This window comes from bacterium, assembly GCA_016786595.1.
Lineage (GTDB): Bacteria > Bdellovibrionota_C > UBA2361 > SZUA-149 > JAEUWB01 > JAEUWB01.
Window position 1 is genome coordinate 20,513 of record JAEUWB010000049.1, and the last position, 14,228, is coordinate 34,740.

Annotated in this window: 18 protein-coding genes; 9 read left to right on the forward strand and 9 right to left on the reverse strand. The window is 43.6% G+C overall.

Annotated features, from left to right (window positions below; genetic code table 11):
* Position 1: 1 nt before the first annotated feature.
* Together JNK13_07620 and JNK13_07625 are read right to left on the reverse strand one after the other, a co-directional pair.
* A complete protein-coding gene (locus JNK13_07620; GenBank protein MBL7662604.1) occupies positions 2 to 424 on the reverse strand; it encodes a BrxA/BrxB family bacilliredoxin in 423 nt (140 codons plus the stop codon).
* Between the two features lie 90 nt (positions 425 to 514).
* Positions 515 to 1,102 (reverse strand): thioredoxin family protein, encoded by a 588-nt coding sequence (locus JNK13_07625; GenBank protein MBL7662605.1) that lies wholly within the window; start codon positions 1,100 to 1,102, stop codon positions 515 to 517.
* 52 nt (positions 1,103 to 1,154) lie between these two features.
* On the opposite strand from JNK13_07625, the gene JNK13_07630 reads away from it, so the two are divergent.
* The 5 genes from JNK13_07630 to JNK13_07650 all read left to right on the forward strand — a co-directional run bounded on the left by JNK13_07630 (position 1,155) and on the right by JNK13_07650 (position 4,801).
* On the forward strand, positions 1,155 to 2,165 hold the full coding sequence (locus JNK13_07630; protein ID MBL7662606.1) for an ATP-binding cassette domain-containing protein: 1,011 nt from the start codon (positions 1,155 to 1,157) through the stop codon (positions 2,163 to 2,165).
* Positions 2,165 to 2,980: an ABC-2 family transporter protein gene (locus tag JNK13_07635; GenBank protein ID MBL7662607.1), complete on the forward strand. Its 816-nt coding sequence runs from the start codon at positions 2,165 to 2,167 to the stop codon at positions 2,978 to 2,980. Before JNK13_07630 ends, JNK13_07635 begins: the two co-directional genes overlap by 1 nt.
* Positions 2,981 to 2,982: 2 nt before the next feature.
* A complete protein-coding gene (locus JNK13_07640; GenBank protein ID MBL7662608.1) occupies positions 2,983 to 3,768 on the forward strand; it encodes an ABC-2 family transporter protein in 786 nt (261 codons plus the stop codon).
* 377 nt (positions 3,769 to 4,145) lie between these two features.
* A complete protein-coding gene (locus tag JNK13_07645; protein ID MBL7662609.1) occupies positions 4,146 to 4,340 on the forward strand; it encodes a DUF4160 domain-containing protein in 195 nt (64 codons plus the stop codon).
* A complete protein-coding gene (locus JNK13_07650; GenBank protein ID MBL7662610.1) occupies positions 4,337 to 4,801 on the forward strand; it encodes a hypothetical protein in 465 nt (154 codons plus the stop codon). The genes JNK13_07645 and JNK13_07650 overlap by 4 nt, the downstream gene beginning before the upstream one ends.
* A gap of 54 nt (positions 4,802 to 4,855) precedes the next feature.
* Here JNK13_07650 and JNK13_07655 read toward each other — a convergent pair whose 3' ends face one another.
* Positions 4,856 to 5,242, reverse strand: a complete 387-nt coding sequence (locus tag JNK13_07655) for a hypothetical protein (GenBank protein ID MBL7662611.1) — start codon at positions 5,240 to 5,242, stop codon at positions 4,856 to 4,858.
* A gap of 577 nt (positions 5,243 to 5,819) precedes the next feature.
* Between JNK13_07655 and JNK13_07660 the strand changes: the two genes are divergently transcribed.
* Positions 5,820 to 6,383 carry a hypothetical protein gene (locus tag JNK13_07660; GenBank protein MBL7662612.1) on the forward strand — a complete coding sequence of 188 codons (564 nt, stop codon included), beginning with the start codon at positions 5,820 to 5,822 and terminating at the stop codon, positions 6,381 to 6,383.
* Between the two features lie 49 nt (positions 6,384 to 6,432).
* Here the strand turns inward: JNK13_07660 and bshA are convergent, their stop codons facing one another.
* The 4 genes from bshA to JNK13_07680 are packed head-to-tail and all read right to left on the reverse strand — an operon-like array spanning position 6,433 to position 10,241.
* The gene (gene bshA / locus JNK13_07665; GenBank protein MBL7662613.1) at positions 6,433 to 7,584 is read right to left on the reverse strand and encodes an N-acetyl-alpha-D-glucosaminyl L-malate synthase BshA; all 1,152 of its coding nucleotides are present in this window, start codon (positions 7,582 to 7,584) and stop codon (positions 6,433 to 6,435) included.
* Positions 7,581 to 8,339 (reverse strand): bacillithiol biosynthesis deacetylase BshB1, encoded by a 759-nt coding sequence (gene bshB1, locus JNK13_07670; protein MBL7662614.1) that lies wholly within the window; start codon positions 8,337 to 8,339, stop codon positions 7,581 to 7,583. Before bshB1 ends, bshA begins: the two co-directional genes overlap by 4 nt.
* Entirely contained in the window at positions 8,336 to 9,511 is a 1,176-nt protein-coding gene (gene bshC / locus JNK13_07675) for a bacillithiol biosynthesis BshC (GenBank protein MBL7662615.1), read from the reverse strand. The genes bshB1 and bshC overlap by 4 nt, the downstream gene beginning before the upstream one ends.
* A 10-nt stretch (positions 9,512 to 9,521) precedes the next feature.
* Positions 9,522 to 10,241, reverse strand: a complete 720-nt coding sequence (locus JNK13_07680; protein MBL7662616.1) for a class I SAM-dependent methyltransferase — start codon at positions 10,239 to 10,241, stop codon at positions 9,522 to 9,524.
* A 124-nt stretch (positions 10,242 to 10,365) separates the two neighbouring features.
* Here JNK13_07680 and JNK13_07685 point away from each other — a divergent pair, with 124 nt between their 5' ends.
* Complete coding sequence (locus JNK13_07685; protein ID MBL7662617.1) at positions 10,366 to 11,256, forward strand: hypothetical protein; 891 nt, start codon at positions 10,366 to 10,368, stop codon at positions 11,254 to 11,256.
* A gap of 5 nt (positions 11,257 to 11,261) precedes the next feature.
* Here JNK13_07685 and nagZ read toward each other — a convergent pair whose 3' ends face one another.
* The gene (nagZ, locus tag JNK13_07690; GenBank protein ID MBL7662618.1) at positions 11,262 to 12,332 is read right to left on the reverse strand and encodes a beta-N-acetylhexosaminidase; all 1,071 of its coding nucleotides are present in this window, start codon (positions 12,330 to 12,332) and stop codon (positions 11,262 to 11,264) included.
* Positions 12,333 to 12,406: 74 nt separating this feature from the next.
* Between nagZ and panB the strand changes: the two genes are divergently transcribed.
* Together panB and smpB are read left to right on the forward strand one after the other, a co-directional pair.
* Positions 12,407 to 13,219 (forward strand): 3-methyl-2-oxobutanoate hydroxymethyltransferase, encoded by an 813-nt coding sequence (gene panB, locus JNK13_07695; GenBank protein MBL7662619.1) that lies wholly within the window; start codon positions 12,407 to 12,409, stop codon positions 13,217 to 13,219.
* Between the two features lie 19 nt (positions 13,220 to 13,238).
* Entirely contained in the window at positions 13,239 to 13,706 is a 468-nt protein-coding gene (gene smpB / locus JNK13_07700; protein MBL7662620.1) for an SsrA-binding protein SmpB, read from the forward strand.
* 6 nt (positions 13,707 to 13,712) lie between these two features.
* Here smpB and JNK13_07705 read toward each other — a convergent pair whose 3' ends face one another.
* Complete coding sequence (locus JNK13_07705) at positions 13,713 to 14,054, reverse strand: hypothetical protein (protein MBL7662621.1); 342 nt, start codon at positions 14,052 to 14,054, stop codon at positions 13,713 to 13,715.
* Positions 14,055 to 14,228: the final 174 nt, after the last annotated feature.

Here is a 14,228-nt window from a genome sequence, read left to right on the forward strand (position 1 = left end):
CTTAAATCTTCTCGTAAGCCTTAGCTAAACTATTCGCAATCTCATCAGCACTGCGCCCTTCGATCTCATGACGCGGCATCATGTGCACGACTTTGCCGTCTTTTAAAATTGCAACAGCAGGTGAGGAGGGTGGGTAGCCAATAAAATACGTGCGCGCCTGCTCTGTCGCTTCTTTATCTTGGCCAGCAAATACAGTGTAGATTTTTTCTGGGCGCTTTGGTGACTTGAGCGACATCACTACGCCTGGACGAGCACCACCTGCAGCGCAGCCACAAACCGAGTTCACAACAACCATCGCAGTGCCGGCCATGTTTTTTAGTGCTTTGTCTACTTCTTCTGGAGTTCTTAATTCTTGAACTCCCGCATCAGTTAATTCCTTGCGCATCCGATCAGTGATATTCGGGTCATACATTGAAATTTTCATATTTTTCTCCAACAATAAATAGCATAACATTACTTAGGCTTGCACCTGAACTTTATCTTTTCCCGATGCTTGACCTAAGCGAATCCAACTTCAGTCGTTGTAACGACGCCGTAGTAGCGGCGCCAACCGTAGCAGGGCATGAGCTCTTTCAAGGAAATTCACCCATTCAGTTACTTCTGTGCTTAGTTCCTCACCACTTGGCGGGATAATCCCCGGGTCACAAGCTGCTCCAAGTTCAGAAATTAATTTTCTACGATAGACACTTAAATGCCGGTCGCCAAAACGCGCAATTTCATAATAATCCTCAGAGAGCACAACTACAACCGGAACTTTTTCAGCTCCATTAATGCGCAGTTCATTTTGCAGGTCTGGGTTTTGCTTATTATCGATAAATCGAAAACGAAGCTTTGGATTAATCGCTTCAAGCTGAGCAAACATCGGCCCTTGGCGCGCACAATCCCCACACCATGTGCCGGACATCACCAAAATATTCAGCTCTCGAATAAAAGACTTGAGAACAGCTTTTTGCTCGGAGTTGATCGTAATTTTACTTTTGAAAGTGTCCCAGCGCGCGCGATGCGCCGGCTCAGCAGTTTTAAGATACTCCTCATAAGTCTGAGCAAGCTCGAAATAGCTCTTAAAAAATTCTTGTCGCTTGTCAAAGTATGGGTTGTTCATAGGGCGAATATATATAGTATAGTCAAAGCTTAGGCAAAAATAGCGAGGGACATTGGATAACGAAGTAGTAATTACAGTCGCAAATTTACGGAAAACCTTTCAAACATTTAAGCGCCGTGAGGGCGTAGCTGGTGCGGTTAAGGATTTATTCAATCGTAACTATACGCCGCTACATGCCGTCGATGGCATCAATTTCCAAATTAAGCGCGGCGAGATTTTGGGATTTATTGGCCCGAATGGTGCTGGTAAATCGACAACAATTAAAATGCTGACTGGAATTCTTAAGGCAACAAGCGGCGAGATGTCGGTTCTGGGGTATGACCCTTTTCGTGATCGAAAGAATTATGTGGGGCATATCGGGGTTGTCTTCGGGCAGCGCACGCAGCTGTGGTGGGACATTGCCGTAATTGAGTCACTGAAGTTACTAGGGAAGATTTACAACGTTAGCGATACTGATTTTAAAACTCGCATTGAACTTTTAACAGGCGTGCTTGATCTAAAAGAGTTTTTAAATACACCCGTACGTAAGCTCTCGCTCGGGCAACGTATTCGTTCAGACTTGGCAGCAAGCTTAATTCATTCTCCACAAGTTTTATTCCTGGATGAACCAACGATTGGCTTAGATGCTGTAGCTAAAGATAGTGTACGCGAGTTTTTGCAAAGAATTAATTCCGAGTTAAAAACGACAATCATTCTAACCACACATGATCTGCGCGAGATTGAAGAACTTTGCGAGCGTATTATCATTATCGACCACGGGAAAATTATTTTTGATGGTGGAATTGACCGCATTAAGTCGCTACCGGGTTTAACTCGGGAGATGATTGTTGATTTCTCTGGAACTGTTACCCAAGAAGAATTAAGGGCGAAATTAAGTTCTCTAGTTGAGATAGAAATTGAGAGTTCGAGAAGAGCTCAAGTGCGTTTTGAGTCAGGCAAAGTTCCAGCCGCACAGCTCGTAAGAGCAGTTTTAGATAATTTCGATGTCAGTGATTTGTCGATCTTACAGCCGCCGATTGAGGAAGTAATCATGAAAATCTACCGTGAAGGAATTCGCGAGTAATGACTACTGCTGTTGCCGCTTACGGGTCTTTTATCAAGGTAGCGTTTCTAAATATGCTATCTTATCGGATGCGCTACTTTACGGGCGTGGTAACATATCTACTATTTGTTTCAGTGCATTATTATATCTGGAAGGCAGTTTATGCCGGCTCTGGTTCACCGCAAGGTGTGCTTCAAGGCTATACTTTCGTGGAAATGGGGACATATATTGCAATCGCTTGGATCGCTCGTAGTCTTTATTTCTCAAACGTCGATGAGCAAATTGAAGATCTAGTTACAACTGGCCAAATTGGCGTTTATCTCACGCGGCCTGTGCATTTCCAAAGTATGATGCTGGTTCAAGCCTTTGGAGAAACACTTTTTAGATTATGCTTTTTTACAGCTCCAATCTTAACAGTCCTACTCTTGGTCTTCCCAATTTTACCACCAGCATCTGGAGTAGCTTTTTTTGGTTTTATCCTGGCAACACTTGGTAGTTTTATTATTTTCGCACAATTTAACTTCCTGGTTGGGCTACTGGCGTTTTTCTTCAAATCAATTGAGGGAGTGATTCGCGCTAAGTACTATTTAATTCAGCTTTTTTCAGGACTCTTAATCCCGATAACTTTTTTCCCAAGTTGGTTGGGGTTGATCGCAAAAGCCTTGCCTTTTCAGGCAATAACTTATGTGCCGCTACAAATATATTTAGGCAAGGCTCAAGGTTTAGGCATTCTTGGGCAATTGGGCTTTCAATGGCTGTGGATTTTGATTCTTTATCTTGCCGGAGAGTACTTTTGGAAAAAAGCATTTAACCGCCTGACGATTCAGGGGGGGTAACAATGAAAATCTATCTCGCCTATTTCGCTAAATTTTTAAAGGCACGCTTGTCTTACAAGTTTGATTTCTTTGCTGGTATTATTGCCAACGCCATCTCTACAGGTTCGAGCTTGATTTTTATTTTACTTCTACTCGATGGGACGCGAGTGACAAATCTCCAAGGTTGGACACAACCGGAAGTACTTTTTATTTACGGTTATTCGATGATCCCGCTAGCGATCTTTGGACTGCTTGCGCCTAATCTCTATCAATTTGGCGATAAGTATATCATTCAAGGTCAGTTTGACCGAGTGCTTTTGCGACCACTGTCAACACTTCCGCAGGTGCTCTTTGAGTCATTTAATCTGGATGCGCTCGGATCGCTAACAGTTGGGATTATTACTACAAGTATTGCGGCGTCTAGACTTAATTTGGAGTTTGCATTTCTCGATATCGTTTGGTTTGCAATCAGTACCATTGCTGCAGCAATTATTTTACTTTCTTTTTTTGTAAGTTTGGCATCAATTGCTTTTCATTTTGAAGACAGACTTGGTCTGGCAGCGCCGATGTATAATTTAATTGTTTTTGGGCGCTATCCGATCACGATTTTTAGCAAGTTGATTCAGTTTATCTTGCAGTGGGTAGTGCCCTTTGCCTTTGTAGCGTTTTACCCGGCAACGCACTTTTTTACTGAACGCGGATTTGGATTTTATACCTATCTCAGTCCCGTTGTTGCGCTTGCAACTGCCACGCTCACATACTTTGTCTGGAATTTTGGCGTCTCGAGGTACGCTTCAACAGGAAATTAAAATATTTTCAGAATCTTAGCTTGAGCGCAACGAATGCTAAGTTCTAGAAAATATTTTATCCTGAGCGAGTCGAAGGATCTCATTACGAATATCTTTAAACGCTGGGGTTTAGCGTTAGCAAAACCCCAGCGTATTCTCGGTTACATCGACAAGTCTTTTAGCATCTGGGCAGCTAAAATTGATTTTATTCCAGAATTTTTTCCGAAGTGACGCACCAAGCAAACCAATCCGGACGATAATAAATAGGTAAATGCGTAACTAATGTAGCACGAGGATATGGCTAAAGCTTCATCAGCAGATCTGGCCAAGTTAGAGCAATTTACGATTCTATGTAGCAAATAGTGAGTTGCTAAATCGTATCAATAATGGTAACATATATGGGGAAGCATAGAAGAGGTGGATATATTTTTCTGACGTGGATTGGAGACCACAGACCTAGGCACGTGCATATTTATAAGAACAATAAATTGGTGGCGAAATGGGATTTGGAGAATGGAAAAGTAATGAAAGGTAAAATTTCTAAAGAAATACGGAGTCACCTTGAAGCCTTGCTGGATGAGGGGCGTCTATGAAAATTAAAAGAATTGTTACAGATAATCGAAAGAAAATTTTCCTGTTAGATTGCGCGAATCATCGCTATTCATTTCCATATGCGAAGCTTCACTTGAAGCCCAAAGTCAGTGACCCAATAGCCTCGGTCATAATCGACTCCGAGCTAGGCTCAGAGGCTTTTACTTATCGCCTAAAAAGTGGGCGAGAAGATTCTATACATCTAGATGCTGTTTTGGAGTATAATAAAGACCCAGAGTATTTAAGGGAGCAAATACTATACAAGCTTAGTCTATGCGCGCAGCGTCAACTCAAGAAAACCCAACTAACTAAGCGAGAGATAGTCCGCCGGCTGAAAACGTCCCCTACGCAACTTTATCGTTTACTTGACCAAACTTTTTACGGAAAAACGATTGACCAAATGCTACGGTTGCTACACGTGCTTGGCACGAGCGTTGATATCGTTACTAAAAAAGCTGCATAAAATACGTAAAAGACGCTGGGGTTTAGCGTTAGCAAAACCCCAGCGTTTTCTCGGTTACATCGACAAGTCTTCCGGGATGTCCGGCGGTAGTTTAGCACCTTCACTTGCTGCTCGAAGAAAGACTATCATCAATGCGAGCTTCGCTTTGATGAAAGCACGGTGCGCTTTGCCTTCTTCCGTGTCTGCTGGATTGTCGTCGCTGAATTTCGTGATCACCTCAGATGATTTTCTGAAAGATTCTAGGTAAAATGCAGCGTCTTCTGGGCTTTGGTTCTCAAGGCATTGAGTCAAAAAAGCAATGTATGCTTTCCGATCAGTGCTAAGTATCAGGCCCTCATTGGCAGATACTTTCAACTGCGCATCAAATGCCGTCTTGGCGTTGCTATACTCTGTCTTGTAATCACTGAGTTGGTTTTCCAGTTGTCTATTTTGTATGCTCATGGATATTGCGAAAAAGCATGCAATAACTCCGATGCACCACAACATGTTCACAGTGACTAAAGAGGTCGATCTCGACGAAGTTTTTGGGTTTTGAGGTTTGCTCCCCATTATTTTTTCCAACGAAGACCGTCTAGGTAAGAAATGTGACTGCCTTCGCAACATTGATAAAATCTTGCAAAGACAGCTAAAACCTTGACTAACGCTACTACCCAGTAGTCGGCCTAGGTAGCACATTTGAGCAGTAAAAACAATCAAGCCAAGGCGACTTGAAGCTGTAGTTTTCTTGCCAGCGGGCAAGTATTTATTTTGTCCTGTAAAATCAGTTTACTAAGCACTCGGTCGAATTGATTTTAGCCCAAGATTCTGCTATAAGCACTTGAGTTCTTTCAAATAAATTAATTCAGTAGATTTCGTGAGCACTCCTTTTTCGAATCTCTTTAGCCAAGGTTCGCAAAGGTAGTGTGCTCTCTATTTGGTTTGATAAATTTTTTTCTTTTCTTTGCGTGTTGCGAGGGGAGTCTTGAGGTGTGAATAGGCGCTTCAAGACTTCTCTTTAGTGAGAGTAAAGGAAGATAGAATGGAAGGTAAATATAACCTAGTAATGCATGCCGGGGCTTCAGTCCCAGCAGACGTCCAAGTGAAAGTTTTAGAGCTTTATGCTTCATGCTTTCGCCCCGCACCCTTTGGCTGGACTATGCTTCAGGGGGATATTGCAGATCCAAAAGTCGCAACATTTGCCGAGCTACTTTTAAGGTATTTGCAAGCGGATTCAACGCTAATCGCTATTTTCGATCCACACAAAGATCTCGCGGCATTCTCGATTCTCTTGAAATTCGATGAGATATTTGATCCTGTAAGTGTGGGGCTGGCCGAATTTGGTGCTAGGCATGGAGATAACTATTTTGCACTTGCATGTGTTGCTGAGGCATGTCGACAGCAAGGCTTGTATGAGCTGATGATTGAGAAGCGATCAGAACTATGTGACCGTAGACGAACAATGTGGGTTAGGACTCATGTCGAGCACCATGTTGTTCAACGGACATATCAGACTCTTGGCTTTGAGATCGCAGGCTCTTTTGCTGCGAATATCGGTGGAGTTCAAACCCCGTACGTTGCACTGAGTAAGTCAACAGTCAATTAGCTAAGATTGCTCTGGAGGGTTTTTGTTTGGAGAGCGCACTAACCCTATTTTATCGTGACAAAATCTCCCGGTAATACTCTTCGTAACGCGTGGCCATTTGTTCGAGTGTAAAATTCTGCTCAACGTGTAGGCGTGCATTTTTTCCTAGCTCGCTGCGCTTAGTATCGCTCTTTAAGAGTTCAAGTACATGAGCTGCCATAACCTCGATGTTTCCGACTTTGGATAAATATCCAGTCTTACCGTGAGTTACCACTTCAGGAATACCGCCAACTTCAGACGCTACCACAGGAACGCCGCAACTCATTGCTTCAAGTGCCGCCAGACCAAAACTTTCCGTTTCACTGGGAAGCAGAAAAACATCGGAGAGCTGTAAGATCGGAACAATCGACTCTTGCTTGCCGAGAAAACAAACGCGCTGATGTAGCCCAAGATCCCAAACTAGTTGCTCAGCACTTGACCGCTCCGGCCCATCGCCAACAAGCACAAGATGTGAAGAAATTTCTTTAGCGACAATCGCAAAAACTTTAATCACATCGCCAATACGTTTCACGGGTCGAAAATTTGAAGTGTGGGTGATCACTTTTTCTTTAGACTCACTACAACCAAAAAAACGCTTAAGGTCTTTCGGGTTTTTTTGCTGCGCTGGGGCATAGAGCTTTTCGTCAACAAAGTTAGGAATGACCGTGATGTTGGTAGAGCTTGGAATGTTTAACTTGTCGTAAGTGGCTAATTTTAAATATTGAGACGGTGTGGTGACGCCGTCGCTTTGCTGAATGGAAAATCGTGTTACGGGTAGGTAACTTCTGTCGTTACCAACTAGGGTAATGTCTGTTCCGTGCAGAGTGGTAATTACTTTAGGAGCTTTAGGGCCTAAAATTGACTTAGCAAGAAAAGCGCTAGTTGCGTGTGGAACTGCATAGTGCACATGGAAAATATCTAGTTCTTCGTATGTAGCAACTTCAGTCATCTTTGAAGTTAGTGCTAAATCGTAGGGAGGGGCCGAAAAAAGTGGATAATCTTGGACGACAACTTCGTGAAAATAAATATTTTCCATTAAACGGTCGAGACGGCGCGGAACATCAGAACAAATAAAGTGGATCTTATGACCACGCGCAGCCATGGCCATGCCGATTTCTGAGGCAATCACCCCACTGCCACCGTAGGTAGGGTAACAAGTAATACCGATATTTAAATTTTTCATAGTTGTACCCAGCGCGGGAAAAATAATCCCTTAGAAGTCGAGCTCGTTGTAAATAACTTTACTGGATCTTCAATTGCTAAAGAATGAAGTGTTAAAAAAGCCTCGCCCTTAGAAACTCCAATTTGTGCTCCGCTTAATGTGTCACGAGCTTCCATTGCAACAAATGACTGATCTGAGGCAATCAAGGTCTTGTTTGAAGCTTTAAACTGACTTGCATAAGCTTTAATCGCCGCAAGTTTTTTTTCGTAAACTGCGCTCACGTCTACAACGTAACTTGCCTCAAAAGGCACGCGCATTTGAAAGTAGCTTACGTTTTTTGGTGAGTGCGCTTCTGTGTCCCCAATTTTTTTCAACCCTGCAAAAAATACTGCGCGCGTAATGAGTTTGCTTGCAGCGACATGGTCAGGGTGCCTTTCCAGCCAATAGGGAGCTAAAATCAACTGTGGCTTATATTTGCGGATTGCTGCAATGAGGCGCATTAATTGTGAGCCAGTTTCAAGTGGCGCATTGCCATCAATACCACCATCTGGGAGTTTTAGATTCTCGCGCGCGCTTAGACCTAAGATCTCTGAGGCGCGCTTAGACTCAGCATAGCGAGTCGGCACATCGCCACCAGTGCCAAGCTCACCTTCGGTGAGATCAAGGATACCAACTTTGTGGCCAAGTCCTGTTAGTTTAGCCACTGTTCCGCCGCAGCAGATTTCAATGTCGTCAGGATGTGCCCCAATAGCTAAAACGTCAAGTTCAGTAGTCATAAGTTTTTAATCTTTAATTCCGTTTCAAATGGATTGCTCAGGGAAAGTATCCTTTCTAGGAAAGATTTTCCATACTTTGCTAGAAAATAAATGGCAGCAAGTTCACGCTCTTGGCTTTCTGCTTCAAAGCCTTTAATTTCAGGGCAATAGAAACTGTTGCGTAAAACGGGCATGGAACGCTGCAGGGCAAGCTTTTGATAAAGTGGTGTGATTTGCGCAAGATAAATTAGCTCGCTTGGGCCTGCAATATAACAAGCGGGCTTTAAAATTGTATCTTGAATTAAAGGTCTTAAAAGTGCAGAAGCGCTAACTTGCTCAGGGCTGTTACGAATAAATTCGGCAAGCTCACTTTGAGATATTTTTTTCAGCTTGTTGTTTCCAAGAAAGCGGTAGTTACTTCCAGCACGCTCCACTCGATAGCGATTCCCTGCGACACCTTCTGGATGAATAAAGAACAGCGGGGAACCGGAGCGAATGCGCACTTGTGGTTCAAGCCCCACACCACGCATTGCTTCAGCTTGCATTAGTGCCAAATGTGAGAATTCTTCACTATAGCTAAAAGCGTCAGAATAAATTGCGGCAATTGAAGTTTTGATTTCGCGGTTTGAAAAATCGCGCGGGTCGAAAAAATCTAGGGCTTGGTCTTGATATAAGTCTTTTAAGGTTGAGCTAAAGGCGTCAGCAATAGAATTGCCTGCAAGGTAGTGGCGTTGAATTAACTCAAGTGCAAATTGTGCGTGAGGAAGATGGGAAATATTTGCCGCGAGCGCATCAATCAATTCTGTCACTTCGTCACCAAGGACTTGATATTTGACGGAAGGTTGACCGAGGCGCTGTGCTAATTCAAGCGTGACGACTTGGTTCTGTTGATTGAGAACTTTTACGCTGCGGATTTCATCAAAATCGTGATCTTCACTTTGAACCCAAAGTAGCGGGCGGATTGTTCTACCTGTTTCTTGACTAAGCGCATGGGCCACAGCGATTGCCGAAGCAATTTTATATAATAAAAAAACTGGTCCCAGAAATAATCCAGTTTGTTGGCCAGTCACGACAGTGTTGGAGTTTTGGGTGAGTGCCGAGGCCTTACGGATCTTTTTGTCATAGGGATTTGTGCCCATGATTTCTAAGGATGCTTGGTCGCAGCCTAAATATTTACTGATGAAGTTTTGCATTTAAAGTCGACTATTCTGTGATGATTACTAAGCGCTCACTTTGTGAAGTATATGCCGTTTTTGCGTGCGCACCAAATTTAGACTTAATCTTGAAGCCTGCAGCATTAAGTAGAGCTTTAATTTCTTCGAAACTAAAAAGCCGCACGGACTCGGTGAATTTCTTTTGTTTCTGAGGGGATGAGATTGTGATTACTTTTTCAACTCGTTTCTGATCTTTTGACAGCGAGCGTTCTTCGACAATCGCTTTCTGATTGATTGATTTTTCAGACCGTGGATTGAGGGTGTTCATCACGTGTTCACGATTTGGCAGGTCGAGAAATAGTTTTCCTGAAGGTTTAAGGATTCTCTTCCACTCTTGCAGCACCTGGAAATGTTCAGCATCAGTTTTGAAATACCCAAATGATGTAAAAAATGAAGTTGCTAAGTCAAACTCTGCGTTTGGAAAAGGAAGACTGCGCATATCTGACAGCGCGAGGTTAAGTCTCGGTGCAGTGGTTTTTGCAAGCTTTAATGCCGTAAGTGAAGTGTCGATCCCATAAAGCTTGTCAGAGAATTTCTGCATACTTTTAAGATGTCGCCCCGCCCCACATCCAATATCAATCACTCGGTGCGGCGGCTTTAGGTCGACCTGAGAGGCTAAAAAATCAACTTGAGCTGACGCTTCAACCTCATTTCTGTGCCCGTAGAGCTCAAAATAATCCTCTCCAAACCATGCTAAGTACCAATCCATAAAGAGTTTTTAGCTTAAAATAGTGATTATGAGAATTCTTACCTAAAAATGATGAGTTATTGTGAAAAATCTGATAGTATTTACGGCAGATTACAATTTGTATGAACCAAGATAAAGTGATCCCATGAGGGCTGAAAGTCTGGCTAAAAAAATACCAGGGCAAGAGGCGATTAACGATAAATACTTTATCGTTCCGGTGACTCGTTTTGAAAAACCTGGAAGTCAGTCATCGAGCCAAAGTGTCAAGCTCCCAATCCTTGAACTCCCACTAATGCAATGTGTGCCGGTTTTTACAACTGAGGAGCTTTTCTTTGAATGGACTGATGGAACACATCAGTGCTTAAGTCTAAGTGGCGCGGATTTGATACTTTCGCTTGCAGAAAATATTGGCATTGTCATTGACCTCAAAAATGTCGATTGTCAGTATGTCACACCGCATGAAGTCGCAGAGTTGCGATCGAACTTACTTGGCGTGACCAAAGAACCTGCTCCAAGCCAAGCTTTTAAAACTCAAGCTGTTTCAGAAGATCCTATGAGCACTCAAAGTCAATCTCAATCTTGGATTGAAGAATGGCCCAAGGCGCCGGCGCGTGAAACAAATGCCGAAACATATCAAGATTTGTTAAGTGATCTTGTGAGTCTACTTGCTGAGTATCCAGAAGTTTTGGAAGCTTTCTTTCTAAGTTCTAAGGACAATAGTGGAGTTGAGTCAGAAGGAATACTTGGACTGCTTAACGAATCACTGAGCACGGACCGTCGCTTCCTATTAATGGCACGCATTGCTGAAGTTTCTCGTAAGCACTTCGGAACTGTTGGTGCTCTTGGTGTTTATGACGACCTCGGAAACAAGAATTCTTCATCTTGGGAGCTCTTTAAAACACTTGCACCGTTTTTTGTGCGCAATGAAACAAAAAAAGATACTTTGATTCTTTCTAAAAATTCTACCGATGATATGAAGCGTAAAGTTCGAGAGCGCCAGTCTACGGGAATTATTCGCTTCCCTCGGGAAAAATAAGTAGATTACGCCAATTGGCGTTTGTTGATTGCCGCCGCAAGCTCAAGATGCGCTTTGCAGCCGAGTTCACCTAAATCGCAGTGTTTTGTCTTAGGGATTAATTTGAAGAGTTCATTAATTCTTGTTCCCGAGATTTTAAGGGCGCCAGCTAAGTCTGTCTCCCGAGCACTGAGTTCAATTAATTTAGTGGCAATGTTCAGCGCAATTACTGCAGGCGACTGTTCATCGGATTGGCCAATCAGAATCATGTCACCGCCGGCAAGAAGAAACTGTCGCGCTACGTCCTCGCGTGAAATATCGTCAAGTGCCTTCATTTCAATTGCATCTGAGATTACAACATGCTTGTAGCCTAGCTCTTTTCTTAACAAGTCATTTAAAATTTTTCGCGAAAGTGTGGCCGGACAGTTTGCATCAAACGCAGGATAGCAGACATGAGCACTCATCAGCATTTTTACACCAGCTTGAATTGCGGCTTTAAACGGCACAAGTTCGCGTGTGCGTAGCATCTCTTCGCTTGCTGTCACGACTGGCAGTTCGAGATGTGAGTCAGAGATTGTGCCGCCGTGCCCCGGGAAGTGCTTGCCGCAAGCAAGAATTCCGTTCACCTCAAGTGCCTCGAGCATTTGCAAGCCTTGTCTAGCAACGGTCTGAGGCACGTCGGAGAAAGCTCGTTTTGCGATCACCGGGTTTGTTGGTTCAGAATGGATATCAAGTACCGGCGCAAAACTGAGGTTGATGCCAAGCGCAGAAAGTTCTTTAGCCATGGCCAAGCTTACCGAGACTGTGTCGTTATCCCAATACCATGCTTCAGGGAAACGGGTTGCAGGTTCTGGCAAGCGATGAACTTTGCCGCCTTCATGGTCAATACTAACCAGAAGATTTTGACGCTTGGTCAGTACTTTAACTTCGGAAATCAGATTCTTTAAATTTGTAGCCCAGTCACGCTGCGTAAGATTTTTCGAGAAAATAATTATTCCCGCAGGACGTAGGACTTCGAGGATCTGAGCTTCATCGCGCGCTAAAGCGGGACCGCTTAGTCCAATGATAAAATGTATTCCTAGATCAGTAACCGTCACGAATTAATCCACTTTTCTTCTTGAATTACATTATAACCGATCTCAAAGTTGTGTCTGCAGGCTAATTTTGCTTAATTGCTAGCTCACTAACAAAAGGAGCCGCAGTGAATACAATACGCGATATCCAAAATCTTAAGAATTCAAAAAAACAAATAGTTGCTGTAACTGCCTATGATTTTATGCTGGGGCGCTTGGCTGAATTGTCAGGAGAAGTGGATGTGATCCTTGTTGGTGACTCGGTGGGTACGACCTTGCAAGGGCAGCAAACGTCAGTGCCTGTGACGCTTGAGGAAATGCTTTATCATACGCGAATAGTTGCGCGCTCAGTAACTAAGGCGCTCTTAGTTGGGGACATGCCATTTTTGTCTTATCAGGTGAGTATTGAGCAAGCTATTACTTCGGCCGGGCGCTTCTTGAAGGAAGGCGGCGCGCATGCTGTAAAATTAGAAGGCGGCGCATACTTTGCGCCGACTGTTCGGGCACTCACTGCGTCGGGCATTCCGGTCATGGGACATGTCGGGATTTTGCCGCAATCAGTTAATCAACAGAGTGGTTACAGAATCCAAGGGAAAACCGGCAGTAGTCGTGATGAACTAATCCAGGATAGTTTGGCCTTAGCAGAGGCAGGCGCGTTTGCGATTGTACTTGAAGGGGTCGAAGCAAGCTGCGCAGAAGAAATTACTAAAAAATTATCAATCCCGACAATTGGCATTGGTTCAGGTAAGCATTGCGACGGTCAGATTATTGTTAGCTACGACATGCTTGGCATTACTAGAACCGTGTATGGTCGTATCCCTGGCTTTGTTACAGAGCATGCAAACATTGGCACAGCGGTGATTGAAGGCTTTAAGGCCTATGCCCAAGCAGTGCGCGAGTCGGCAAAATAACCACACAATAACAAAGACTATGGCATCCCCAGATAATTCGGGCATTTTAATTGTTGCAGAAAATCGTAAGGCGTTTCGCGACTATGAGATCACCGAGCTCTTCGAAGCTGGCATTAGCTTGCTTGGGAGCGAGGTGAAATCAATCCGCGGTGGTGGAATCAATCTCAAAGATTCTTACGTTCAAGTGCGAAGTGAGGAAGTTTTTCTTTACTCCTGCCACATCTCTCCCTATGCGCATTCTCGCGTCGATGCGCACCGACCTGAACGAATGCGTAAGCTTTTATTAAACCGTAAAGAGATTGACCGACTGCAAGGTCTAATTCAGCAAAAGGGTTTAACCATCATTCCGCTAAAAGTTTATTTCAAGAAAGGAAAATGTAAATTTGAACTCGGAGTTGGGCGCGGTAAAAAGAGCTTTGATAAAAGACAAGATATTAAGAAAAAAGAAACCGATCGCCGCATTGCTCGCGCACTGAGCCGTAAATAACTTGCTCTAGTGATAGGTAGTGCTCCCATCTTCAAGTTTTAGACAAACTTTACCTTTGGCTAGAGCCTGAAAGGTTTCCAAAACTTCTGGACGAACTAGTGAAGTTAATCCTTGAAAAATCTGAAGCGAGCGCATCGCACTCAAATTATCCGAAGCAGCAAGTTCGAGTTGCAATTTATTGGCGACTTTACGCATGTGATCGAGAATTCGTGCCTGCTCATTCAAGGAAAGATCAACAGTTTTTGGCTGTAGGCGCTTTTGCTCAGTAAACATTGATTTGCTTTGCGAAAGGCATTTCTCTAGTGCTTGAACTACTGAAAAAACTTGTGAAACTAATTCTTGATTCATACCACAACAACCCCCCAAACTGACTCGTTCTATAAACTAATCTGTCTGAGATCGAAAACTGCTTCAAAGAGAAAACACTAAGAAATTGGGCCAGATAGCCCAAGTGGCCGGGTTAGTGGTCGAATCAGTGTGAAATGGAAGGTTGATTCATCTGCGTCACCTGAAGCTGTGCCG